We start from the raw sequence: 24,668 nt of genomic DNA on the forward strand, positions 1-24,668 counted from the left end.
CTTGCCACAGATCTATAAATATTCTCCGCAATGATCTCGTGTCTTTAATCGCATCGCCCCTAGTTTCTTGGAACTAAAAATACTTAAATAAAACTTATCATTGATGTTCGGCTTATTTACTTATTTTTCCGTTTTAATGGTTGCGTAATGTTCCCATAAACAGGAGGGATATGTTTAATGAGCGATCATGAATGTCGTGGCGAATGCCAGTGTAAGAAAGTGGTTATTCCGGTGATTTTTGTGCCGGATATTTTAGGCACGCGTTTATCTAATGCCAGAGATCATAAGACGGTGTGGGATCCGATGGCGGGAATGGGCAGTTATCACACGCCGCTAGGGACCGCCGCGATTGATTTAAGCGGGATGATCACCAAACAAACAGCGATGGCTAATGCCTCCCCTTTGGTCAAAAAGCTGCTGGCGCTGCAGGAAAAATTGACCAAGTTACACGGTGCGTTGATGGCGCTGTATCAGATGAGCCAGAAAATTGCCAAGGCACTCGGCCTTAATAGCCTCAGCAAGCGGCTTGAGGGAGCCAGCACCGATGCGGTAGACGATAGCAAAGAGGCTACCTCCAAGCTTAAAGCCCAGCTTGCAGAGATAAAAACCAAAATTGCCCATATTGAAAAAGAAATTACCCATGTATTCGAGGCTATGGGGAAAGCTGAAGATATATTACGTATTGGGCGTAACGTATGGGGAGCCATTTCGGTATTGGAATGGATGTTTCGCGATGCGAGCAAGCGGCGGGAAATGTTGGTGGGGGCGCAGGTTGGTCGTGATGATAGCCTGCTTGAAATCAGCCAAGATGCAACCAAAGGCAGCGCAGATACCCTCTATTTCAGCACCATGACCTCGGTGCGCGTGCAGGATATTGACCAGCGATTTAAGCAGGGATGGGGAGAAGTGTGCTGGCATCAATACGGTGAATTTTTGATGACGCTGCAGCGGCATTTGGATGCGCGTTTTAATATCAAAGACGTTAGCGTTGCGGGGCAGAATTTGCCGGGTGATATCCCCCAGCCAGCGATGCCAACGGGGAAAGCACTTAAAGACTTATTGGCTGCGATTGAAGCGCTGTTTGATTTCAGCGATAAATCGGCATCCAAGCCTGCCGCGGCGGCCGTGCCTAAAACGGTCACCTCAGTGTCAACGCCAGCCCCAACGCCTTCGGCAGCTCCTGTGAGCAGTTCAAGCAAACAATCGCCACTGCCTTGGGGAGCGGATGCCAACTTTGCTAAGGTGATGGGAGGCTACGCGTTTCCTTTACACGCGGTGGGTTTTAACTGGATGCAGGGCTGTGCCGACGGTGCTCAGCGGCTCACGACCCGTATTGCACAGATTATGGCGATGTACAAAACCTCAGATGACGGCGGTGACGGTACGTGGATGACCAAAAAGCCGGTTGAAAAGGTACTGATTATTTCGCACGGTGCTGGTGGGCAAGTGGTGCGAGCGATGCTGGCGGATTTATCACCGGAGACGTCGGGTGGAGCAAACTCAGCAACTTCCCAAGAAAACTCAAGCACTGGAGGCGGAGGGAGTTTTGATAGCCATGACGCTAAAGAAAATCCCGAGCAGGCAGCGGCTGATAAAAACTCATCAAGCAGCACCTCTGCTGCAATCAAAAAAGCGACTCCATCTTTCAACAAAGAAAACTTGCTCAAAGCAGTGCATGCTGGCCTGCCGATAAACGGTATGCCAGATATCTATTGTTGGTTTCGTGCGGGTATGCAAACGCCGGTATCGGTGGACTGGAGCAAGCCCGATCAGGCAGCGAAAGACAAGGCCTTAGCCTATATCAGTAATCAGGTACTGGGTGCTAATGCGGCAGAAATTACCATGGTATTGAGTTATAGCCAAAGTGCGCTAGAGGTATTACCCAATAATAGCTATGAGAAAGGATGGATTTGCTATCAACCGCCGTCTATTTCGTTGGTGGAAGGCGAAAAAGCGCCAGCTCCGGTGGTGATGGCTTTAGGGGAAGATGTATATGTTGAATATAAAAGTGATAAGCATTGGTATAAAGCGATTAATGAAGATCTCTTATGCAAGAATAAAAAGTTACAACAAAGTAACTTATCTTTTGTGCATAGCTATTTAGCCAAATCCTCGTCCTTTCATTCAAGTTTGGGCTCAAGTGGTTTAGATAAAACTCAGCAATTGAGCGGCAAGAACAGTAAGCCAATGTCGCGAGATAAAGCGGTTTGGCAGGCACAGAGCGTTACTCCACCGGGAGCATCAGAGAGCTGGCAGAAATTTGGACAACGAGTGGCTAACGCTAGCGGTCTGCTCAACGGTATTGACTCAGTATTAGGCACCCATCTGTTTAGCTCCCTAGCAGATAGCGGGCAGGGCACGTTATATCTCACGGGAGCAACGGCTCGTTTAACCGTGTTGCCAACCGAGTTTGTATTGCAAAAGGGTGGCAGTGTTGGTGACGGCGAGCTACCGCTGTCGGCGGCAAAAGGGGCTACGGAAGTCGAATGCAGTGAATATCACGACAGCCTGTATCAAGACGAAAAAATCCGTGCAGCCGTATATAAGGAGCTGCAAACCGCCAGTTGGGCCTATAACTCAGAAATTAGCGCGCTTAAAAAATAAAAGGAATTAGTTATGCGGCATTTATCGTGGTTATTACTTGGCACCTTGGTGTTATCAACAACCGGCTGTGGGCCACATTCTCTTCGTAAGGATACTAGTATGAGTACTCAACTTCCCACACAGAAACACTGCTTTGGCCGTTATGAAATTGAATTACCCATTTTTATGTATATGGAGAGCGGTAATTATTCTTTTGAAAACTTTGATATAGAGATTTCAAAAGCTGTACGTTCTGATTATCCCTCAATAGAAAAAGATTGGGTGCATTTTATTAACGAAAAAATTGCGACTGATATTTCTAATTGGCCTGGAAGTAAACTCACTTACCAAAATATGAAATCGGCTACACGAGTAATGTTAGAGTATATGGATACATCCAAAGATCCCTCTATATCGCTTGGTTCTATTTATATGTTTAAACCCTACTATCTGAAGTCTTTTCCAGAAAGGAAAAAATGGATGCTTGTAACGGGGAGCCCGATAGAACTACCACGTCCACAGCCTTCGGATAAACTTGATATAGAAGTCAAGCGCCGGATGGATGCGCAAGTACGTGATGTAGCGAAAATTTCCTACCATGCCTACCCCCACTATGAGCAAGGCTACTGTCTTAACAATGAGTATCAATATTATCCGGGACGCCTTGAGAAACAGGACAGCTATGAAATTACGTGGCGCGGTATTACAGGCGGAAAATATACCTCGAGCTATATCACCATCGATATTCAAAGTCTTAATAAAGATGAACAATCAGTGCTAGAAGAGCGCACTTCCAAAGGTAAATTACTCAGAACCTTCTTCCCAAGCAGCACGGTTGTTGTTGGGGGGATTAAAGGGGAACTCTATACCAGCCACGATAAACTCAATCCGACAGGGCGTGAATTTCAATGGCTGCCTAGCGGCACCGAGCTAGGCAATCGTCTCAAGCCGCTGATTATGATTGACGGTGAAATTGATACTCGTGATTTACCTTCTGAATACCGCGACAAAATCAGCGGTGAAGAGCTGATCTTATGGATACTGGAAAGTATCAAAATGCGGGTAGGTGGTGACGAAGATATTCTGTCTCATCGATAAATAACTTGCTTTGAGCTAACGTCATTCTTGATATGTATAGCGTTAGCTTCCTGTCCTTCCATGTTTGCAGTTGTCTCCGTTGTCGCAAAAAGACAACAAACCACTATTAGCAATGTCGCTGATAGGTGACATTTAACTAATTGATTTATATGCGTATCTTCGCCTTTGAGCATGTCTGTCTACTTTTAGCGACGTATTGATGGAAAAACAAGCATGGTTATGCCATTTCCTATCACCAAAAGTGATGTTTATTTAATGGTTGAGGCAATGTTTTTTATTTAAGGTGTTTTAAATCAGTGTGTTATTAATTGTTTTTTAAAGTTGGCACGACTTCTGCATTATAAAACGCAGTTGCTCATTCACTCTTTTATGTCAGCGACCGCAATAGCGAGTCAGGCTACATAAGACATCGAATGACGCCAAAGTAAGGTGCCTACCGTCCAATTATCGATAACAGTCGCTTATGCGCTTTATCAAACTCGGGGCGACACGTTGAGTGAGGCACCACCTATTTAATGTCCGACTGTGATGATTGGTTCATCAGCCTGGGACATAAAATGAATGACATTCGTCTTATCCGCCGTTGTACGGCACCGATGATGGTTCTACCTCATCAAACTGAAGACGAGAATTGCATTAGCGATATCATTCAAATAACAGAGCCCGAAGCCAGCTATCTGACTTCGGGTTTTTGTTTATCTGCGATCTGAAAATTGCTCCTCTCGCCGGACTCAGTTAGCATCTGAGCAAACCTTTGGGTAATGAGATGATTTCCTTGAAGAGATGGCGTTTATTTCCCCGCTCCCTGCGTCAGTTGGTTCTGCTGGCGTTCTTATTAGTCCTGCTTCCTTTACTGGTGCTGGCGTATCAGGCGTATCAGGGGCTCAACAATTTGAGCTCGCAGGCTGCGGATATCAACCGCACCACGCTTTCTGACGCCCGCCGCAGCGAGGCGATGGCGAGCCTTGCGGTAGAGATGGAGCGCAGCTACAGGCAATTTTGCGTTTTAGGCGATGAGTCGCTCTCTAAGCTGTATCAAAAACAGCGTGGTCAATATTCCCAAATGCTAGAGCGTCAGGCTTCCGTGTTGCCCGATCCACGTTACTACCAAAAGTTGAATGGGCTGATTGACCAACTGGCGGTGTTTAATTGCCAAAATAATGCCCCGGTGACTCAGGCATCGGCTTTATTAGCCGCTTTCTCCGTGGCGAATGGGCAGATGGTTCAAGCCACTCGAGACGTGATTTTTACCCGAGGGCAGCAACTTCAGCAGGCGATTGCCGAGCGCGGTCAGTTCTTTGGCTGGCAGTCACTGGTGCTGTTTTTAGTCAGCGTGCTGTTGGTTTTCCTGTTTACACGCATGATCATCGGGCCGGTGAAAGGGGTTGAACGTATGATCAACCGGCTAGGCGAAGGAAAAAGCGTCGGCAATATGGTGGCATTTCGCGGGCCGCGTGAAATTAGGTCACTGGCTCAGCGGATCGTCTGGTTAAGCGAGCGCCTATCATGGCTGGAATCGCAACGGCATGAGTTCCTGCGCCATATTTCACATGAGTTAAAGACGCCGCTTGCTAGCATGCGAGAGGGAACTGAACTGCTGGCCGATGAGGTCGCGGGGCCGTTGACGCAGGATCAAAAAGAGGTGGTGGGCATTCTGGATTCCAGCAGTCGTCATCTTCAGCAGCTTATTGAACAGCTCTTGGATTACAACCGCAAGTTGGCCGATGCGCCAATGGAAAAAGAGAGAGTAAATCTGGGCGAGATGATTGAGCTGGTGGTTTCTGCTCATAGTTTACCTGCGCGTGCCAAATCTATTCGTACACTTACTGAGCTAGACATTGACCTTTGCTGGGCAGAACCTACGCTATTAGAACGCGTTATTGATAATCTCTATTCCAATGCGGTGCACTACGGGGCGGAATCCGGTACCATCTGGATCCGCAGTCGTTTGGCTGGAGATAAAATACAGATCGACGTGGCAAACACCGGAGCGGGCATCCCGCGCGCGGAACAGGCCATGATCTTCGAGCCTTTTTATCAGGGAAGTCTTCAACGTAAAGGCGCTGTCAAAGGAAGCGGTTTAGGGCTGAGTATTGCTCGTGATTGCATCCGACGTATGCAGGGCGATTTACATCTGGTGGCCGTAGACGGAGCCGACGTCTGTTTTCGCATTGAATTACCATTAACCGCAGAGATCTCATAACTAATGAATAAGTGGTCTGTTCGCGCCCTATTCAACGAACATCTGTTTGACGCTGACGGCTCATGCCGTAAAGCGTCTGCTTTGCGTCCATTAAGCCTTTTGGGCGCTGTGTTGTTGGTTCCTTTCTTATTGACCGGATGCGCCAAGAATGGTGCGGGAAATCCCGTCGCTCATGCCGTACAGGCAATAATTCCTGATAGCAAAGTGGTTGATTACCAAACGGCGTCCTGTGACACCATTTGGCTCAATGACGATAAAGACGCCGTTGATAACGGGCTTTATTGGCTGCGTGCGATGGACTGCGCCGATCGCCTCAGCGGTCAGGATGCGCGTCTACAAGCACGCTCTCTGGGCAGCGAGAACTGGCAGCGTGTGTTTAAACAAAGCTTACTGGTTGGCAGCGCCGATCCGACTGCCGCCGAACGTCGGCAGATCATCGACCGCTTAAACAGTTATCGCTCTGAATTCCCTGCGTCGGTTCGTCCGCTTATTCAAATTTGGCGTGAAAAACAGATGCTGACGATCAACTTACTTGATGAGAAAGCTCGCTATCAAAAGCTCCAAGCCAGCAGTGATTCTCAGCTAGATGCTCTGCGTGAAACTCAAGGGCGTCTCCAGTTCCAGTTGGATGACACCACGCGCAAACTCGAAAATTTAACCGATATTGAGCGCCAGCTGTCGTCACGCAAACAGATTTCAGGTGAAATGCCCGAGCCCGCAGCGAAAGACGATACGCCTGATGCGGGAAAACCTGAGAACAAAGCTCCGGCAGATGCCACCGACAAGCCCGTGGCTGAACCAGAAAAAACGGAAGCCCATTAAGGAGCAATACCCATGGCACAACGTAAACCCGCTAACCTACTTCTCGTGGATGATGACCCAAGCCTACTCAAACTGCTTGGGATGCGTTTAAGCAGCGAAGGATTTCGCGTGACGACGGCGGAGAGTGGGCATGATGCGTTACGTGTGTTAGGGCGTGAGCAGATTGATCTGGTGATCAGCGATTTGCGCATGGACGAGATGGATGGCATGGCGCTGTTTGCGGAAATCCAAAAGCGTCAGCCGGGGATGCCGGTGATTATACTGACGGCTCATGGTTCTATCCCTGATGCCGTTGCGGCTACGCAGCAAGGGGTATTTGGTTTCTTAACCAAACCCGTCGATCGTGATGCGCTGTACAAAGCCATTGATGAAGCGTTGGCTCAGTCGATGCCCGCAGCGGGTGATGATACCTGGCGAGAAGGGATTGTGACCCGCAGCCCAACTATGCTGCGTTTGCTTGAGCAGGCAAACATGGTGGCGCAATCAGACGTCAGCGTGCTGATTAACGGGCAAAGCGGCACCGGTAAAGAGGTTCTGGCGCAGGCAATTCATGCCGCTAGCCCGCGAGCAGGAAAGGCGTTTATTGCTATCAACTGTGGCGCACTGCCTGAGCAGCTGCTTGAATCTGAACTCTTTGGACATGCCAAAGGCGCCTTTACCGGCGCGGTCAGCAGCCGAGAAGGGCTATTCCAAGCTGCCGAAGGTGGCACGTTATTTCTCGATGAAATTGGTGATATGCCGCTGGCGTTGCAGGTTAAACTGCTGCGCGTTTTACAAGAGCGCAAGGTTCGCCCTCTGGGTAGCAACCGTGATATTGATATTAACGTGCGGATTATTTCGGCGACTCACCGCGATTTGCCGAAAGCGATGGCCAAAGGTGAGTTTCGTGAGGACTTGTTCTACCGTCTGAACGTCGTCAGTCTAAAAATTCCAGCTCTGAACGAACGTGCTGAAGATATTCCATTATTAGCCAATCACTTACTGCGTGAGTCGGCTCAACGACATAAGCCTTTTGTGCGCAGTTTCTCTACCGATGCGATGCGCCGTCTTATGGCTGCCAGTTGGCCTGGTAACGTGCGCCAGTTAGTTAACGTTATCGAACAGTGTGTTGCGTTAACCAGCGCGCCAGTGATCAGCGAAGCCTTAGTTGAGCAGGCGCTGGAAGGCGAAAATACGGTACTGCCGACGTTTGCGGAAGCGCGTAACCACTTTGAACTCAACTATTTGCGCAAACTCCTGCAAATAACCAAAGGCAACGTAACCAACGCCGCACGTTTGGCAGGTCGTAACCGTACCGAGTTTTATAAGCTACTGGCGCGGCATGAGTTAGATGCGGCAGACTTCAAAGAATAATTTTCTCAGAAACCCCACCCCAGCCCTCCCCTTCGTAGGGGAGGGGGCACAACAGCGTTAGGTTTGAGCACACAGATATAAAAGATTGCGCTGAACGGTTCCTCCCCCTGTGAAGGGGGAGGCTAGGAGGGGGATTCAGGTGCCTTTGTGCGTTTAGGGCGCTAAACAAAGCGTTGAGAATGTTTTACACTTGGCGAATTCAACCAGCCTCTTTTTATATCCAAAGTAGCTGAAGTGGCAACAAGGCAGCGAGCGCTGTCGCAGCTTCAAATACGAAGGAAGTGAGTAATTATGAGTCGATCTCTTTCTATTGCGTTAGCCCAGCTCAACTGGCTGGTGGGTGATATTGAAGGTAACACCGAACGCATGCTGAACACGCTGCACGAGCAGCGCAATGCCGGTGCCGATCTGGTCATGTTTTCTGAACTGGCGCTTTCGGGCTATCCTCCTGAAGATTTGCTGTATCGCGATGATTTTTATCAGCGCTGCCAGCAGCAATTGGATCGTTTGCAGCAGGCATCTGCTGATATCGCCGTATTGGTTGGGCATCCGTGGCGTGAAGGTGGGCACTTATACAATGCGCTATCTCTGTTCTCTGATGGTCAGTTAGTTGCCCGCTATTTCAAGCAACAACTGCCAAACTACGGCGTGTTTGACGAGAAACGTTATTTCTCCGCTGGTCAAGAGAGCTGTGTGGTTGAGCTGAAAGGCTACCGTTTAGGCCTGCTGATTTGTGAAGACCTGTGGTTTGACGGCCCGGTTGATGCGGTTGCCGCCGCTGGTGCCGAAGTGCTGCTGTCGATCAACGCCTCGCCTTACAATCGCGAGAAACCGTATATTCGCAAAACGTTATTGACCAGCCACTGCCAGCGCACCGGTTTGCCTTTGGTTTATCTGAATCAGATTGGCGGTCAGGACGAGCTGATTTTTGATGGTTGCTCAAAAGCCTTTGATGCAGCTGGCAATATGACTCACCGTCTGGCGGGCTTTGCTGAACAGACCGCGCTGTTCAATCTCAATGAGTTGCAGGTTGAACCGATGCTTGCGCCAGCGGCAAGCTTGCCAGATTTGGCTCAGGTTTATGAAGCGCTGGTTCTCGCCGTTCGCGACTATGTGACCAAAAATGGTTTTCAAGGCGCGGTACTTGGCTTATCTGGCGGTATCGACTCGGCGTTAACGCTGGCGATTGCTGTGGATGCGCTGGGTAAAGACAAAGTTCAGGCGATGATGATGCCGTTCCGCTATACCGCGGATATCAGTATCGCGGATGCCAAAGAAGAAGCTGAAATTCTTGGCGTTGAATTTGATATTGTCTCCATCGAACCGATGTTTGATGCGTTCATGGGGCAGTTGGCGCCGATGTTTGCGGGTACTGAGCGCGATACCACGGAAGAAAACCTGCAGGCACGCTGCCGTGGCGTGGTGCTGATGGCGCTGTCTAACAAACGCCGTCGTTTGGTGCTGACCACGGGTAACAAGAGTGAAATGGCCGTCGGCTACGCCACGCTTTATGGCGATATGGCCGGTGGTTTTGATGTGCTGAAAGATGTGCCAAAAACGCTGGTGTTCAAGCTCTCAGAATATCGTAATACGGTATCCTACGTGATCCCGCAGCGCGTTATCGATCGTCCACCGTCAGCGGAACTGGCTCCCGATCAGCTTGATCAAGACAGTTTGCCGCCGTATGACATTTTGGATGCGATTCTGGAAGGTTACGTCGAGCAAGATAAATCCGTGGCCGATCTGGTTGCCGCTGGATTTGATGAAGCGGTGGTGCGAAAAGTGATCCGCTTGGTTGATATTAACGAATATAAGCGCCGTCAGGCTGCGGTTGGCCCGCGTATTACCGCGCGCAACTTTGGCAAAGATCGTCGCTATCCGATTACATCTGGCTTTGGCCGCAAAAACTGGTAAAGGGATTAGCAATGAAGAAGATTGACGCAATTATTAAGCCATTCAAGCTGGATGACGTTCGTGAAGCGCTGGCTGAAGTGGGCATTACTGGCATGACCGTCACTGAAGTAAAAGGTTTTGGTCGCCAGAAAGGCCATACCGAGCTTTATCGCGGTGCAGAATACATGGTCGATTTTTTACCGAAGGTAAAAATTGAAATTGTAGTTGCCGATGATATCGTCGACACCTGCGTAGATACCATTATGCAAACCGCTCAAACCGGCAAAATTGGCGATGGTAAAATCTTTGTCTTTGACGTGGCGCGCGTGGTGCGTATTCGTACCGGTGAGCAAGACGAAGAAGCGATCTAATTCGCGTCAGACTGACGTTATGATCACCTTATGCTAGTCAAAAAGCCTCTGATGAAAATCAGGGGCTTTTTTGTTGTCTATTCGGCTGCCTCGATCACGTCTTCGGGGTGACTAAACAACTCAGACATTAACGAAAGGGCATGAAGCACGGTAGGCTGATTTTTCTGTGCAGGATCCCATAACGCCACCAGCGGGTGGGATAAACCGGCATCGCCAAATTCGGCCTCGAGCCTTTCAACATCAGGCCACTGTTCAGCATGTAGATGAGTCGGTAAGAATCCCCAGCCATAGCCCGCGGTGAGCAACGCTTTTAGCATGCTGATTTCCGTCACGCTTTGAATTCTGTCGGCGATTTGTAGGCGTTGAGCCATATGAGGCGGCAAATCCTTAAACGGCATGAGCTGTACGCCAGAGGCTAAGCTCAGCAGCGAAACCGGCTTAACGTGGAAATATCCCACCTTGGCATAAACGGCGAGTGAAATGCCGCCGATGGCTTTCCATTGAAAACGCTCATTGATCGAACGGTTCATGGCTTGGAATAGGCCAATATCTGCCTCGCCTTTTTCGAGCATCTGTTCGGCGTTGGCGCGCTCGGTGGCAATTAAATTGAGATGGATCTGTTGGCCGTGCAGCTTGTCAGCCAAGCGAAGTAAAAAATCACGCGGCGTAAAGGCATCGTAGCAAAGGGTGAGCTGGGTACTGAGCTGCTGTGGAATATGCTCTGCAATCTGCCCAAAGGCCTGAGCCTCATGTAAAAACAGCCGTGCTTGGCGATATAAGAGTTTGCCTGCATCGGTAAGGCTGAGTGGGCGGGTGCTGCGGTCAAAGAGGGCATAGCCCAGATCCAGTTCCAGATAATCCACGAGCTCGCTGATGGTGGTGCGATCTTTTTTTAGCTTTTTGGCGGCGTGCGTCAAGGTGCCGCATTCACAGACGCTGGCAAACGCTTCGATTTGCGCCAATGAAAAGCGTATTGGTTTCATTCATGATTTCCATAACGAGTGAGCTTGGGAATTTACCCACCCTAACCGAACGCCAATGACAAAGTAAACGTATTGGCTTAGCCGTAATATCAATTGAAACAAAAAACGGCCCCCGAAGGAGCCGCTGACACAGGTAATTTATTGAATTAAATTACGCTTGTTCGGTTATGCGGCCTCCGTTTTTGGCAGGCCGTTGTGCTTTTCCGGCAGGCTTTTCTCCGCTTGTTCAGGCGCGATCTGATTTTTTTCAGGTATTACGGCGGCGGCTAAAGCTTCCGGTTCAAACTCATCTACGTTAATGGTACGCAGGCGGCTTTCTTCGGCTTTGACCAAAATGGCCTGCTCTTCGGCGTTGATTAATCCCTTATCCAGCGCGGTTTTAGCTAACTGGTCTAAACGGGTGAATGGCAGATTTTTACCCAACGCTTTGCAAATACGCTGATGGATAGGGTCTGCGGCAATCACGTCTGCCAGCGCGGCTTCAATCAGGCCGTGCGGATTATATTCGCTTGGCGTGAGGTACATGCCACGCCCGATACGGCTACGCGTTGCTGATGGAACCTGCAAAATCTTAGCGACTTTATGATCCAGATAATCAGACGGTGCAGAGTGCGCACGGCCTAATGGGAAGATCACCGCCCGCATCACACCGGCAACCAAGCCATTCGGGAAGTTGCGCAGCAGATCGTCGATAGCCTGCTCGGCTTGATGCAGCGCGTCCTGTACGCCCCAGTGAACCAGCGGCAGGTCAGCTTCGTTACGTCCTTCATCTTCATAACGTTTCAGCACGGCGGTGGCTAAGAACAGCTGGCTGAGTAAGTCTCCGAGACGCGCAGAGATGCGCTCACGGCGTTTCAGAGAACCACCCAGCACGCCCATAGAAACGTCGGACAGCAGCGCTAAGTTTGAGCTCATACGGTTAATCTGCTGATAGTAGCGACGTGTTGCGTCTTTAGTTGGCGTGGCACTGGTACGGCCATCGGTCAAGCCCAGCCAGAAACTACGCACCTTATGACTTCCTACATGCCCTAAGTGGCTAAACAGCAGCTTATCGAAGCGTGGAACGCTGTTGTCTTGCGCGGCGGCCATTTCATCCAAAACGTATGGATGGCAACGAATGGCGCCTTGGCCGAAGATCATCATGCTACGGGTCAGGATGTTCGCGCCTTCAACGGTAATCGCGATTGGTGCGCCTTGATAAGCACGGGCGATGAAGTTAGATTCGCCGAGCATAATGCCTTTACCACCAGCAATATCCATCGCATCAATGATTGAACGTTGGCCTCTGTGGGTACAGTGATATTTGATAATCGCTGACAGCACCGCAGGCTTCTCGCCCTGCATGATGCCGTAGGTGACTAATGTAGCCGCAGCGTCCATCACATAGGCGTTACCCGCAATGCGTGCTAACGGCTCTTCAATCCCTTCCATTTTACCAATGGAAATTTTGAACTGGCGGCGGATATTGGCATAGGCACCGATGGCAAGCGCCACGCTTTTCAGGCTGCCTGTTGCGTTAGACGGCAGGGTGATGCCGCGACCAACCGACAGACATTCAACCAGCATACGCCAGCCTTGGCCAGCCATAGTCTGGCCACCGATAATAAAATCAATAGGTACGAACACGTCTTGACCGCGCGTTGGACCGTTCTGGAAAGGAACGTTCAGCGGGAAGTGACGAGTGCCGATTTCAACGCCGTCGGTATCGGTTGGAATCAGCGCACAGGTAATACCCAAATGCTCTTCACCGCCGAGTAAACGTTCAGGGTCAGAAAGCTTGAAGGCTAGGCCAAGCACGGTAGCGATAGGCGCAAGAGTGATGTAGCGCTTATTCCACGTTAGGCGCATCCCCAGGGTTTGCTTGCCTTGCCATTCGCCCATACAGACGATGCCGACATCGGGGATCGCACCGGCATCAGATCCTGCTTCAGGGCTGGTTAATGCAAAGCACGGGATCTCCTGACCACGCGCTAAACGTGGCAGATAGTGATCTTTCTGCGCCTCGGTGCCGTAGTGTTGCAGCAGTTCTCCGGGGCCGAGGGAGTTAGGAACACCCACGGTAATCGCCAGAATGCCGGATACGCCAGACAGTTTTTGCAGCACGCGAGACTGTGCATACGCAGAGAATTCTAAACCGCCGTACTGTTTTTTGATGATCATCGCAAAGAAGCGATGTTCTTTCAGATAGGCCCACAGCTCAGGAGGTAAATCCGCCAGTTCATGGGTGATTTGGAAGTCGTTTGCCATACGGCAAGCTTCTTCTACTGGGCCATCCAGAAACGCCTGTTCTTCTTCCGTTAACTTAGGCTGCGGATAGTCGTGCAGTTTTTTCCAATCGGGAGTACCACGGAAAATATCGCCTTCCCACCAGGTTGTGCCTGCGTCGATGGCTTCTTTCTCCGTGCGAGACATCGGCGGCATCACCTTTTGGAATGCCTTTAACGCAGGGCCTGAAATCAGCGAGCGACGGACTGAAACCAGCACCAGCGGCAGTAATACCACGGCAACGGGGACTAAAGCCCAGAATGACCAAAGGCCAATGGCACCCATTGCCGCTGTGTATGCCAGCAAAATGGCGCTGCTCAGATAGAGGTTAACTTGGTGATAGAACAGCACACCAATCGCTATCAAAAAAACCACAAGACTAAGAACCATCATATTAATGCTCCTGCGTGTTCAGAGGTCGGGTTAGGGGACCAAGTTGTAGGAGGTCTGACCTGTTGTAGATAATATAGGTTGTAGTTGAGTTAATTTTATTTAGCAATGTGTTTACATATTAATTACAACGCAGTTCACAATTTAGTCCTCAAACCGCATTCCAAGCTAAATCCTTTCGTCGATGAGCGTTGGTGAGCGAAAAAGAAAGTGCAGAATCATGGAAAACGCGGCGAGCGGTGCTTCTCGGGGGGAGAGCTATCCGTTACACTTCTTACAATATTTCCTGTGCCATTTTCTATGTAATAAAGAGGCTGCTATGTACCACGATCTTATTCGTAGTGAACTGAACGAAGCGGCGACAACGCTGCAAAATTTCATCAGCGATGACGCTAACATTGAGGCAATCCAACGTGCAGCAGTGTTGTTGGCAGACTCTTTCAAAGCGGGGGGCAAAGTGCTTTCCTGCGGCAACGGCGGCTCACACTGCGACGCCATGCACTTCGCCGAAGAGTTAACCGGTCGTTATCGTGAAAATCGCCCAGGTTATGCTGCGATTGCGATTTCTGATCCAAGCCACCTGTCCTGCGTGAGCAATGATTTTGGCTACGAATATGTATTTTCTCGTTATGTAGAAGCCGTGGGCCGTGAAGGTGATGTGCTGTTAGGCATCTCCACGTCAGGTAACTCTGGCAACATCATGAAAGCGATCGAAGCCGCACGCGCCAAGGGCATGAAAGTCATCACCCTGACCGGCAAAGACGGCGGCAAAATGGCCGGAAGCGCAGACGTTGAGATCCGCGTACCGCACTTTGGCTACGCAGACCGTATTCAGGAAATCCACATCAAAGCGATACATATCCTGATTCAGTTGATCGAAAAAGAGATGGTTAAATAAGCTATCTTACTTGCCACTTTGAGCTTGAGCAGTGCTCACCATCCTCACGTACTATGTGTACGCTCCGGTGGTTGCGCGCTGTCTGCACTCAAATTGACTGCGCCGATAACGCTTATTTCGGTATTGAAGTTTTGGTAGGACGAGCCTGCGTGACAGGACGTCACGCAGGAGTTTGGGGCGCCCTGGATGGGCGATACCAAACCGGAGCGGAAATGCCATCTCGGATAAAAGCGCGCGGGTGTTGGGGGCGCGCGCTAGCGCACCCGACTCGTTCGCCTTAATCAGCGTTGCAGAGAAACACATTTGCTGACTGGCGAGCGAAATCCTTTTCAGTGGCAACATAAAGAAGGCAGACGGTGCCTGATGTATATCCGTCGACGTTTGGAACAGGAGGTCGGTATGTGTGAACTACTCGGTATGAGCGCCAATGTCCCAACGGACATCTGCTTTAGCTTTACCGGCTTGGTACAGCGTGGCGGAAGAACGGGGCCACACAAGGATGGGTGGGGAATTACCTTTTATGAAGGTAATGGCTGTCGCACATTTAAAGATCCGCACCCGAGTTTCAACTCTCCGATTGCCCGCTTAGTTCAAGATTATCCGATCAAATCCTGTGCGGTGATTTCGCATATTCGTCAGGCAAATCGTGGCACCGTAGCGCTGGAAAACACCCATCCGTTTACCCGTGAACTTTGGGGACGTAATTGGACGTTTGCACATAACGGACAATTGACCGGATATAAGGGCTTAGAGACGGGACATTTCCGGCCTGTGGGTCAAACCGACAGTGAATATGCGTTTTGCTGGCTGCTGAATAAAATGGCGACGCGATATCCTAGAACGCCGGGTAATTGGCCTGCGGTATTTCGCTTTATTGCGCAGTGCGCCGATGAGCTTCGCGCCAAAGGCGTATTCAATATGCTGCTGTCTGATGGGCGTTTTGTGATGGCCTATTGCTCGACCAATCTGTATTGGATCACGCGTCGAGCGCCTTTCGGTAAGGCGACGCTGTTGGATGAGGATGTCGAAATTGATTTTCAATCACAGACGACGCCAAATGACGTCGTCACCGTGATTGCAACTCAGCCTCTGACTAGCAATGAGATGTGGAATCGCATCGAGCCGGGAGAGTTTGCCTTATTTTGCTTGGGTGAACGCCAGCTGTGAGGAAGACAGTCCATTGCTTTGCGATGGACGGTTAACCACATATTGGCCACCGATGACATTCACCTGCGGCGCTTGGTGATACTCATTGAAATAAGCATAGGCCGGCTGCAACTGTTTCCAGAACGGCAAATAGTCAGAGTTGCGATGGCGCTGCATATTTTGTTCGGTCATACGGAATGGATAAATATTGATATCGACCAAAGTTTGTCCATTACGGAATGCGCTTTGCACGTAGCTAAAGATCTGCGAAATACCTTCATTGGTCATGGCATAACAACCAATGGAAACACAGTCACCGTGAATCATCAGATATTTGCCTGAATAACCGTGCGCCTGATCGTAAGCGTTCGGATATCCGATATTAATTGCTTGGTAATATTTGCTGTTCGGTTTTAGGTGTCGGGCATCAATCTGATAGAACCCTTCAGGGCTTTTAAAATCCCCTTCGGTACGTTTTGGACCCAATCCGCCAGAAAACTTGCAAATATTAAAGCTTTGCACCAGCTGATATTTGTCTTGAACCTTGGCAAACAGTTCGAGCTTTCTTTCTTCTTTGAATATCTGAATATAAACCGGAGAGCCCATTAATTGCTGTTTTGTCAGCGGTGTATTTTGCGTCTGCTCACTGGCAGAAGAACTACATGAAGTCAGTGGCAGTACAAAAAATACGGCCAACAAGGCGATGATTTTGCCCATTGATAACCCTGTTAATAAATCATAGAAAGAAGATCTTCAGATTAAGTCTGTTGACAGCTCCCAAAGCAGCATCAGTTTAATCCAGAGAGCGGATCTGTAGTGAGTGTTTTTTAACTCATTTGGGATGAAATCTACATGTAGCAAAAATTAATTTTAAGAATTAGTGAACGATAGTTATATAAAAACCGAATTGTTCGCCTACTAAAAATGAATGGTTCATGGCTATGTTTAATTAGCTTGATGTAGGTCACGGCAATGTTGCTGATGCAGGCGGCGTAAAATGGTAAAATCGCACAGTTATCGGTAACATCGTTTTTAATCCATGTAATACCTCGGGTTAATATTCTCCGGTACTTATGAGCGATCTCTTATCTGCATGCAACGATGCGCTTTTTTCTCAACGGGAAGGCCATCATACCCAACATCATTGGAGTGACATCCGGATGGAGGGTAGAGGAACGCCTGCAGGGTTCACATCATTAATGTCATGACGATATATATAGTGCAACCACATGATTAAAATTAAAAAAGGGCTTAATTTGCCTATCGAGGGCGCGCCCGCCCCGATCATTGAACAAGGCCCGGCTATACGAAACGTTGCTATTTTAGGCGGCGACTATGTCGGAATGCGACCGTCCATGGCGGTGCAAGAAGGTGATAAGGTCAAAAAAGGTCAGGTGCTTTTTGAAGACAAAAAGAATCCTGGCGTCTTGTTCACCGCACCCGCCGCAGGGCAGGTTATTGCGATTAACCGCGGTGAAAAACGTGTACTGGAGTCGGTCGTTATTGCCGTTGATGGCGATGAGCAGGTGCCATTTTCCCATTACGATGTGTCTGAGCTGGTGAATCTCACCCGCGCTCAGGTTGAAAGCAATCTACTGGCATCGGGGCTGTGGACGGCACTGCGCACGCGTCCATTTAGCCATGCGCCAAAACCGGGCTCTAACGCCGCAGCGATTTTCGTGAGCGTTATGGATACTCAGCCGTTAGCCGCCGATCCGCTGCTGATCCTGCGTGAAAATATGGTTGATTTCGAACATGGACTGACCGTACTAAGCCGTTTAACCGAAGGCAAAGTTTACGTTTGCCAACAGGCCGGTGCGGGGCTGCAAACCAAGTCTGCGCCAAATATTACCCATAACGAATTTACCGGCCCACACCCAGCAGGGTTGGTGGGGACGCATATCCATTTCCTTGAACCGGTTAGCTTAACCAAAACCGTTTGGCACATGGGCTATCAGGACGTTATCGCCGTCGGCAAACTTTTCACCACCGGTGAACTGAATACCGATCGCGTGATTGCACTGGCAGGGCCACAGGTAGAAAAACCGCTGTTGCTGCGTACCCGATTAGGCGCTAGCACGGATGAAATTACCGCAGGCCGCTTGAAGCCAGGCGATAACCGTGTGATTAGCGGTTCAGTGCTGAGTGGAACACAGGCCAGCGGCACCAAGGCTTTCTTGGGTCGTTTCCACCATCAAATCTCCGTGGTGAAAGAAGGGCGTGAGAAAGAGCTGCTGGGCTGGATGATGCCGGGCGCGAATAAATTCTCCATTACCCGAACTACGCTGGGTCATTTCTTTAAGCGCAAACTGTTCGCGTTTTCGACCGACATGAACGGCGGTGAACGCGCCATGGTGCCAATCGGTAACTATGAACGCGTGATGCCATTAGACATTTTGCCAACGATGCTGCTGCGCGATCTGCTCTCTGGCGACTGTGAAAGCGCCCAGGCTTTGGGATGTTTAGAGCTGGATGAGGAAGATCTTGCGCTCTGTACCTTCGTGTGTCCGGGCAAATACGAATATGGCCCGGTGCTGCGCGACGTGCTGACGACCATTGAGCAGGAAGGATAATTCATGGGTCTGAAGAGTTTTATCGAGAATATGGAGCACCACTTCGAACCGGGTGGCAAGCTGCAAAAGTATTATCCGCTGTATGAAGCGGCCGCAACGCTGATGTATACGTCAGGCAAAGTGACGCACGGTGCATCGCACGTTCGTGACGCCATCGACCTAAAACGCATGATGATTTTAGTGTGGCTGGCGGTATTCCCTACCATGTTCTGGGGAATGTACAACGTGGGCCATGAGGCCATTGGTGCTCTCAATCAGCTGTATCAGGGAGAGCAACTGACTCAGGTCATTGCCTCGGATTGGCATTATTGGCTCGCCGAAATGTTAGGCGCTAGCCTACAGGCCAACGCCGGTTGGGTCAGCATGATGACGCTAGGCGCGGTCTATTTTCTGCCTATTTACGCCGTGGTGTTCTTGGTGGGCGGCTTCTGGGAAGTGCTGTTTTCTATCATCCGCAAACATGAAATCAACGAAGGCTTTTTCGTTACTTCCATTCTGTTTGCGCTGATTGTTCCTCCTACGCTGCCGTTGTGGCAGGCCGCGCTGGGTATTTCCTTTGGCGTGGTCATTGCCAAAGAGATCTTCGGCGGCACCGGACGTAACTTCCTAAACCCTGCATTGGCGGGGCGTGCATTCCTGTTCTTTGCCTATCCGGCGCAGATCTCCGGTGATTTAGTGTGGAACGCCGCAGATGGCTATTCAGGTGCGACACCGCTGTCACAGTGGAGTGCAACTGGACAGAGCGGTTTGATGAATACCATCACCGGCCAGCACGTGACGTGGATGGACGCTTTCATCGGTAACATTCCCGGCTCAATTGGCGAAGTCTCCACGCTGATGATCCTTCTCGGCGGCCTTATCATTATGTTTGGCCGCGTGGCTTCATGGCGCATCGTTGCGGGCGTGATGGTGGGGATGGTGGCTATGTCAGCGCTGTTTAACTTCATCGGCTCAGACACTAACCCAATGTTTGCTATGCCGTGGTATTGGCACTTGGTTTTGGGTGGCTTTGCATTCGGTATGATTTTTATGGCAACCGATCCGGTATCGGCTTCCTTTACCAACAAAGGTAAATGGTGGTACGGCGGGTTGATTGGCGTGATGTGCGTTCTGGTTCGCGTGATTAACCCCGCCTATCCAGAAGGCATGATGTTGGCGATCCTATTCGCAAACCTGTTTGCTCCATTGTTCGACTACATGGTGATGCGCGCCAACATCAAAAGGAGAAAAGCACGTGGCTAAGGATTCAGTAAATAAAGCGGGCGTAGGTAAAAACGACAGCATCGGCCGAACGCTGATGGTGGTCGTGGTGTTGTGCTTGGTATGTTCAGTGATTGTTGCTGGTGCAGCGGTGGGCTTGAAGCCGATGCAGGAAGAGCAAAAGCAGCTGGATAAACAGCGCAACATTCTGGCCGTTGCCGGGCTGATGCAGGGCGAAAAGCTCGATGGCGAGCAGGTGAAAACATTGTTCGGCCAGCGTATCGAACCGCGTCTGCTTGACTTGAAAACCGGCGAGTTCACCTCCGGCGATCCGTATACCTTCGACATGAGCAAAGCGTTAAAAGATCCGGCTACCAGCATGGTCTTGGATGCAGCGCAGGACCCGGCGGGCATTAAACGCCGCAGCAACGTGGTTGAAGTGTATCTGGTGAAAAACGAGCAGGGCAACATCGGCCAAGTCGTATTGCCTGTCTATGGCACCGGTCTGTGGTCGGTGATGTATGCCTTCGTGGCTATCGACACCGACGGTAACACGGTGAAAGGGCTGACGTTCTATGAGCACGGCGAAACCCCAGGTCTGGGCGGTGAAATCGAAAACCCGTCATGGCGTGAAAAATGGGTGGGTAAGCAGCTGTTTGATGACGGCGGCCATCCGGCGATCCGTATCGTTAAAGGGGGCGCAAATCCTCAGGACCCACACGGTGTTGATGGACTATCAGGCGCGACGCTGACCGCTAACGGCGTGCAGCATACCTTCGATTTCTGGATGGGCGACAATGGTTATGGGCCGTTCCTAAAACGCGTTCGTGAAGGAGCATTGAATCGTGGCTGATACTAAAGAGATTAAAAAAGTCCTGTTAGGGCCTTTGCTCGACAACAACCCTATCGCCTTACAAATCCTCGGGGTTTGCTCGGCGTTGGCGGTGACCACCAAGTTAGAAACTGCCTTCGTGATGACGATTGCGGTAACGCTGGTGACGGCATTCTCTAACTTCTTTATTTCACTGATCCGTCATCAGATCCCAAACAGCGTGCGCATTATCGTGCAGATGGCGATTATCGCCTCGCTGGTTATCGTGGTTGACCAGATCCTGCGCGCCTATGCTTATGAAATCTCCAAGCAGCTTTCGGTATTTGTTGGCTTGATCATCACCAACTGCATCGTGATGGGGCGCGCTGAAGCCTATGCGATGAAGTCGCCGCCGATTGAAAGCTTTATGGATGGTATCGGCAACGGCTTGGGCTACGGCGTTATTCTGATTCTAGTGGGCTTCCTGCGTGAACTGTTTGGTTCAGGCAAGCTGTTTGGTATTACCGTGTTAGAAAGCGTGCAGAACGGCGGTTGGTATCAGCCAAACGGCCTGTTCCTGTTAGCGCCGAGCGCATTCTTTATTATCGGTCTGCTGATTTGGGCGCTGCGTACGCTGAAACCTGAACAGATGGAAAAGGAGTAAGGGCAGATGGAACATTATATCAGCCTGTTTGTACGCGCCGTTTTCATTGAAAACATGGCATTAGCGTTCTTCTTGGGGATGTGTACTTTTTTGGCCGTTTCCAAGAAAGTTACCACGGCTTTCGGTTTAGGCATTGCGGTAACGGTGGTGTTAGGGATCTCTGTTCCCGCCAATAATCTGGTCTATAACTACGTGCTCCGCGACGGTGCGCTGGTGGATGGCGTTGATCTCAGCTTCTTAAGCTTTATCACCTTCATCGGCGTTATCGCGGCACTTGTACAGATCCTTGAGATGATCCTCGACCGTTTCTTCCCATCGCTTTATAACGCGCTGGGGATTTTCCTGCCGCTGATTACCGTTAACTGCGCCATCTTTGGTGGGGTGTCATTCATGGTTCAGCGTGACTACAACTTCACTGAATCCGTGGTTTATGGTTTTGGTTCAGGGATCGGCTGGTTGTTGGCTATCGTGGCGATGGCGGGTCTGCGCGAAAAAATGAAATATGCCAATGTGCCTGCTGGGCTACGTGGGCTGGGCATCACTTTTGTGACCACGGGCCTGATGGCGTTGGGCTTTATGTCCTTCTCCGGCGTACACCTCTGATAGGACAGGAAGGAACCTATGCAAGAAATTATTCTGGGTGTGGCGATGTTCACCCTGATCGTGGTGGCGCTGACCGTCTTGATCTTGTTCGCCAAATCTAAGCTGGTGAATACCGGCGACATACATGTGGAAGTTAACCACGATCCGGAGAAAAGCTTTGATGCTCCGGCCGGTGACAAACTGCTGAATATGCTTTCAAATCAGGGCATTTTCGTTTCGTCTGCCTGTGGCGGTGGTGGCTCATGTGGCCAGTGTCGTGTGCACGTTAAAGAAGGCGGCGGCGATATTTTGCCTACTGAACTGGCGCATATCTCTAAGCGTGAAGCCAAAGAAGGCTGCCGTTTAGCCTGTCAGGTTAGCGTCAAACAAGATCTCAAAATTGAGCTGCCAGAAGAGATTTTCGGCGTGAAAAAATGGGAGTGCGAAGTTATCTCTAACGATAACGTGGCAACTTTCATCAAAGAGCTCAAGCTGCGCATCCCTGACGGTGAAGCGGTGCCGTTCCGCGCCGGTGGCTATATCCAAATCGAATGTGAACCGCATCATGTGCGCTACGCCGATTTTGATGTACCAGAGGAATACCGTGGCGACTGGGACAAATTCAATCTGTTCCGCTTTGAGTCCAAGGTCACCGAGCCAACGATCCGCGCTTACTCCATGGCAAACTACCCTGATGAGAAAGGCCTGATCATGCTGAACGTGCGTATCGCCACGCCGCCTCCGGGTGTGCCAGATGCGCCTCCAGGGATTATGTCTTCGTATATCTGGTCGTTAAAGCCGGGTGATAAAGTCACCATTTCCGGGCCATTTGGTGAGTTCTTTGCCAAAGAAACTGAGGCTGAGATGATCTTTATCGGCGGCGGTGCGGGTATGGCACCAATGCGCTCGCACATTTTCGATCAGCTCAAGCGCCTGCACTCCAAGCGTAAAATGAGTTTCTGGTACGGTGCACGTTCAACGCGTGAAATGTTCTACGTTGAAGATTTCGACAAACTTGCGGCAGAGAATCCAAACTTTACGTGGAACATCGCATTGTCCGATCCTCAACCCGAAGATAACTGGACGGGTTACACCGGCTTTATCCATAATGTGTTGCTCGAAAACTATCTGCGTGCGCATCCCGCGCCGGAAGATTGTGAGTTCTATATGTGTGGGCCGCCGATGATGAACGCTGCGGTTATTAAGATGCTGAAAGATCTCGGGGTAGAAGACGAGAATATCATGCTCGATGACTTCGGCGGCTGATAGCCACTGTCTTTCAAGCTGCAGGTGCGTTGGCTTCCTTCGCTCACCCTAGTCACTTACTTTTGTAAGCTCCTAGGGATTCGTTCAGTTGCCGCCTTCCTGCATCTTGAAATCCATGGTTATCCAAAAAATGGGTTGAAAATAATGAAAAATAATACTGCGCGGGCGACCGCGTTTTTTATTCGAAATACACGCTGGCTGGCTTTTTGCGGGCTGGCTTTTTTGCTGACGGGATGTGGGCCGGAGCAGGTCAACATTGAAGGCAAAACGATGGGGACCTATTACTCCATCAAGTATGTCAGTGAATCAGGGATGCCCGCGCCGGAAAAAATTAAAGCCGAGCTGGATAAGCGTTTGGAGCAGGTTAACGACCAGATGTCGACCTACCGTTCTAACTCTGAGCTGAGCCGTTTTAACCAAAGCACCGAGGTGAATACGCCGTTCCCTGTTTCGGCCGCAACCGCGAAAGTGGTTGAAGAGGCTATTCGGATTAATAAAGTCACCGATGGTGCGCTGGATATCACGGTTGGGCCATTGGTTAATCTGTGGGGATTTGGGCCAGAAGGGCGCCCCGATCGTATTCCTACGGATGAAGAAATTAACCAGCGTCGTGCATGGATCGGCATTGGGCATTTATCCGTACAGGGCAATGCGCTGGTGAAGAATATTCCTCAGCTTTATCTCGATCTGTCGTCTATTGCGAAAGGGTATGGCGTGGACGTGGTAGCGGAGTATCTTGCTTCGTTAAAGATCACTAATTATATGGTGGATATTGGCGGTGAAGTGAGAACGCGTGGCATCAACGGAGACGGCGCGCCGTGGCGCATCGCCATTGAAAAACCGCAGGCTGGATTACAGCAAAGCGCTCAGGTTATTATTCAACCGGGCGAGATGGCTATCGCGACCTCCGGTGATTATCGCAACTATTTTGAGCAGAATGGCCAGCGTTTCTCGCATGAAATTGACCCTAAAACAGGGCGTCCGGTTACGCATCATCTGGTTTCGATCACCGTGCTTGCGCCGAGCTGTATGACGGCTGATGGCCTGTCGACGGGGTTAGACGTGATGGGGCCAGAACGCGGAATGGCGTTGGCAAACCTGCTGGGTATTCCGGTATTTATGATTGTGAAAACTGAAAACGGTTTTGAGGATCGTTATTCGGATGCCTTTAAGCCTTATTTGGTGCAGGCAAAAAAAGGTAAATAATATGGCGACGGTATTTATTGCGACCTTTGTGGTGTTTTTAGCGGTGGTTGCCGGAATGTCTATCGGCTATATCATCAAGCGTAAAAGCATTCACGGCAGCTGCGGCGGCATCGCCAGCCTCGGTCTGGAGAAAGTCTGCGACTGCCCCGAACCCTGCGACGCGCGCAAAAAGCGTATGGCGCGTGAGGAAGCTCGGCGTGAGATGCTGGAGAAGCATAGGATTATATGAATGGGCAGTGCCAGTTGAATAGAGATAGCTCGCGAGTGTGATAGTTTCGTACGCCTCACGCACCGAAGCATACATATACACTGTGCAGGCGTCCGAGCAAGGCGGCTCAATCGCCGCCGCCTTGCATCCGGG

Annotated in this window: 21 protein-coding genes; 18 read left to right on the forward strand and 3 right to left on the reverse strand. The window is 50.3% G+C overall.

Translation table 11 applies throughout. From position 1 onward, the window contains the following. Positions 1-177: 177 nt before the first annotated feature. From RSC70_RS15570 to glnB, 8 genes are all read left to right on the forward strand, one after another. Positions 178-2,604, forward strand: a complete 2,427-nt coding sequence (locus RSC70_RS15570) for a hypothetical protein (protein ID WP_332542959.1) — start codon at positions 178-180, stop codon at positions 2,602-2,604. A gap of 99 nt (positions 2,605-2,703) precedes the next feature. Beyond that, positions 2,704-3,681: a hypothetical protein gene (locus tag RSC70_RS15575; RefSeq protein WP_332542960.1), complete on the forward strand. Its 978-nt coding sequence runs from the start codon at positions 2,704-2,706 to the stop codon at positions 3,679-3,681. 557 nt (positions 3,682-4,238) lie between these two features. Then, positions 4,239-4,391 carry a hypothetical protein gene (locus RSC70_RS15580; protein ID WP_155273781.1) on the forward strand — a complete coding sequence of 51 codons (153 nt, stop codon included), beginning with the start codon at positions 4,239-4,241 and terminating at the stop codon, positions 4,389-4,391. 56 nt (positions 4,392-4,447) lie between these two features. Continuing rightward, positions 4,448-5,884: a sensor histidine kinase gene (locus RSC70_RS15585; protein ID WP_332542961.1), complete on the forward strand. Its 1,437-nt coding sequence runs from the start codon at positions 4,448-4,450 to the stop codon at positions 5,882-5,884. A gap of 3 nt (positions 5,885-5,887) precedes the next feature. Further along, positions 5,888-6,706 (forward strand): two-component system QseEF-associated lipoprotein QseG, encoded by an 819-nt coding sequence (gene qseG, locus RSC70_RS15590; protein ID WP_130998446.1) that lies wholly within the window; start codon positions 5,888-5,890, stop codon positions 6,704-6,706. 12 nt (positions 6,707-6,718) lie between these two features. Further along, a complete protein-coding gene (gene glrR, locus RSC70_RS15595; protein ID WP_040047114.1) occupies positions 6,719-8,059 on the forward strand; it encodes a two-component system response regulator GlrR in 1,341 nt (446 codons plus the stop codon). A 291-nt stretch (positions 8,060-8,350) separates the two neighbouring features. Beyond that, positions 8,351-9,973, forward strand: a complete 1,623-nt coding sequence (locus tag RSC70_RS15600; RefSeq protein ID WP_040047115.1) for an NAD+ synthase — start codon at positions 8,351-8,353, stop codon at positions 9,971-9,973. Positions 9,974-9,984: 11 nt separating this feature from the next. Further along, positions 9,985-10,323, forward strand: a complete 339-nt coding sequence (gene glnB / locus RSC70_RS15605) for a nitrogen regulatory protein P-II (RefSeq protein ID WP_025800186.1) — start codon at positions 9,985-9,987, stop codon at positions 10,321-10,323. Between the two features lie 77 nt (positions 10,324-10,400). Here glnB and RSC70_RS15610 read toward each other — a convergent pair whose 3' ends face one another. Both RSC70_RS15610 and fadE read right to left on the reverse strand, forming a co-directional pair. Then, positions 10,401-11,306, reverse strand: coding sequence for a LysR family transcriptional regulator (locus RSC70_RS15610; RefSeq protein ID WP_130998447.1), 906 nt, complete (start codon positions 11,304-11,306; stop codon positions 10,401-10,403). A 165-nt stretch (positions 11,307-11,471) separates the two neighbouring features. Continuing rightward, on the reverse strand, positions 11,472-13,964 hold the full coding sequence (gene fadE, locus RSC70_RS15615; RefSeq protein WP_332542962.1) for an acyl-CoA dehydrogenase FadE: 2,493 nt from the start codon (positions 13,962-13,964) through the stop codon (positions 11,472-11,474). Positions 13,965-14,280: 316 nt separating this feature from the next. On the opposite strand from fadE, the gene lpcA reads away from it, so the two are divergent. Together lpcA and RSC70_RS15625 are read left to right on the forward strand one after the other, a co-directional pair. Continuing rightward, positions 14,281-14,859: a D-sedoheptulose 7-phosphate isomerase gene (gene lpcA, locus RSC70_RS15620; RefSeq protein ID WP_046459419.1), complete on the forward strand. Its 579-nt coding sequence runs from the start codon at positions 14,281-14,283 to the stop codon at positions 14,857-14,859. A gap of 399 nt (positions 14,860-15,258) precedes the next feature. Next, on the forward strand, positions 15,259-16,026 hold the full coding sequence (locus RSC70_RS15625; protein WP_040047118.1) for a class II glutamine amidotransferase: 768 nt from the start codon (positions 15,259-15,261) through the stop codon (positions 16,024-16,026). On the opposite strand, the gene dpaA is transcribed toward RSC70_RS15625, so the two are convergent. Further along, entirely contained in the window at positions 15,997-16,722 is a 726-nt protein-coding gene (gene dpaA / locus RSC70_RS15630) for a peptidoglycan meso-diaminopimelic acid protein amidase (protein ID WP_040047119.1), read from the reverse strand. The two genes, RSC70_RS15625 and dpaA, sit on opposite strands and share 30 nt — an antisense overlap. A gap of 512 nt (positions 16,723-17,234) precedes the next feature. Here dpaA and RSC70_RS15635 point away from each other — a divergent pair. The 8 genes from RSC70_RS15635 to nqrM all read left to right on the forward strand — a co-directional run bounded on the left by RSC70_RS15635 (position 17,235) and on the right by nqrM (position 24,536). After that, on the forward strand, positions 17,235-18,578 hold the full coding sequence (locus RSC70_RS15635) for a Na(+)-translocating NADH-quinone reductase subunit A (protein ID WP_332542963.1): 1,344 nt from the start codon (positions 17,235-17,237) through the stop codon (positions 18,576-18,578). Between the two features lie 3 nt (positions 18,579-18,581). Then, positions 18,582-19,820 (forward strand): NADH:ubiquinone reductase (Na(+)-transporting) subunit B, encoded by a 1,239-nt coding sequence (locus tag RSC70_RS15640; RefSeq protein ID WP_332542964.1) that lies wholly within the window; start codon positions 18,582-18,584, stop codon positions 19,818-19,820. Further along, entirely contained in the window at positions 19,813-20,631 is an 819-nt protein-coding gene (locus RSC70_RS15645) for a Na(+)-translocating NADH-quinone reductase subunit C (RefSeq protein WP_115104752.1), read from the forward strand. The genes RSC70_RS15640 and RSC70_RS15645 overlap by 8 nt, the downstream gene beginning before the upstream one ends. Then, positions 20,624-21,253: an NADH:ubiquinone reductase (Na(+)-transporting) subunit D gene (locus RSC70_RS15650; protein ID WP_025800172.1), complete on the forward strand. Its 630-nt coding sequence runs from the start codon at positions 20,624-20,626 to the stop codon at positions 21,251-21,253. Before RSC70_RS15645 ends, RSC70_RS15650 begins: the two co-directional genes overlap by 8 nt. 6 nt (positions 21,254-21,259) lie before the next feature. Beyond that, positions 21,260-21,856, forward strand: a complete 597-nt coding sequence (nqrE, locus tag RSC70_RS15655; protein WP_025800171.1) for an NADH:ubiquinone reductase (Na(+)-transporting) subunit E — start codon at positions 21,260-21,262, stop codon at positions 21,854-21,856. Between the two features lie 18 nt (positions 21,857-21,874). Then, a complete protein-coding gene (gene nqrF / locus RSC70_RS15660; protein ID WP_130998450.1) occupies positions 21,875-23,101 on the forward strand; it encodes an NADH:ubiquinone reductase (Na(+)-transporting) subunit F in 1,227 nt (408 codons plus the stop codon). A gap of 141 nt (positions 23,102-23,242) precedes the next feature. After that, the gene (locus tag RSC70_RS15665; RefSeq protein WP_234618955.1) at positions 23,243-24,307 is read left to right on the forward strand and encodes an FAD:protein FMN transferase; all 1,065 of its coding nucleotides are present in this window, start codon (positions 23,243-23,245) and stop codon (positions 24,305-24,307) included. Position 24,308: 1 nt separating this feature from the next. Continuing rightward, positions 24,309-24,536, forward strand: coding sequence for a (Na+)-NQR maturation NqrM (nqrM, locus tag RSC70_RS15670; protein WP_025800166.1), 228 nt, complete (start codon positions 24,309-24,311; stop codon positions 24,534-24,536). Positions 24,537-24,668 lie beyond the last annotated feature (132 nt).

This window comes from Hafnia sp., from assembly GCF_036648275.1.
Classification (GTDB): domain Bacteria; phylum Pseudomonadota; class Gammaproteobacteria; order Enterobacterales; family Enterobacteriaceae; genus Hafnia; species Hafnia alvei.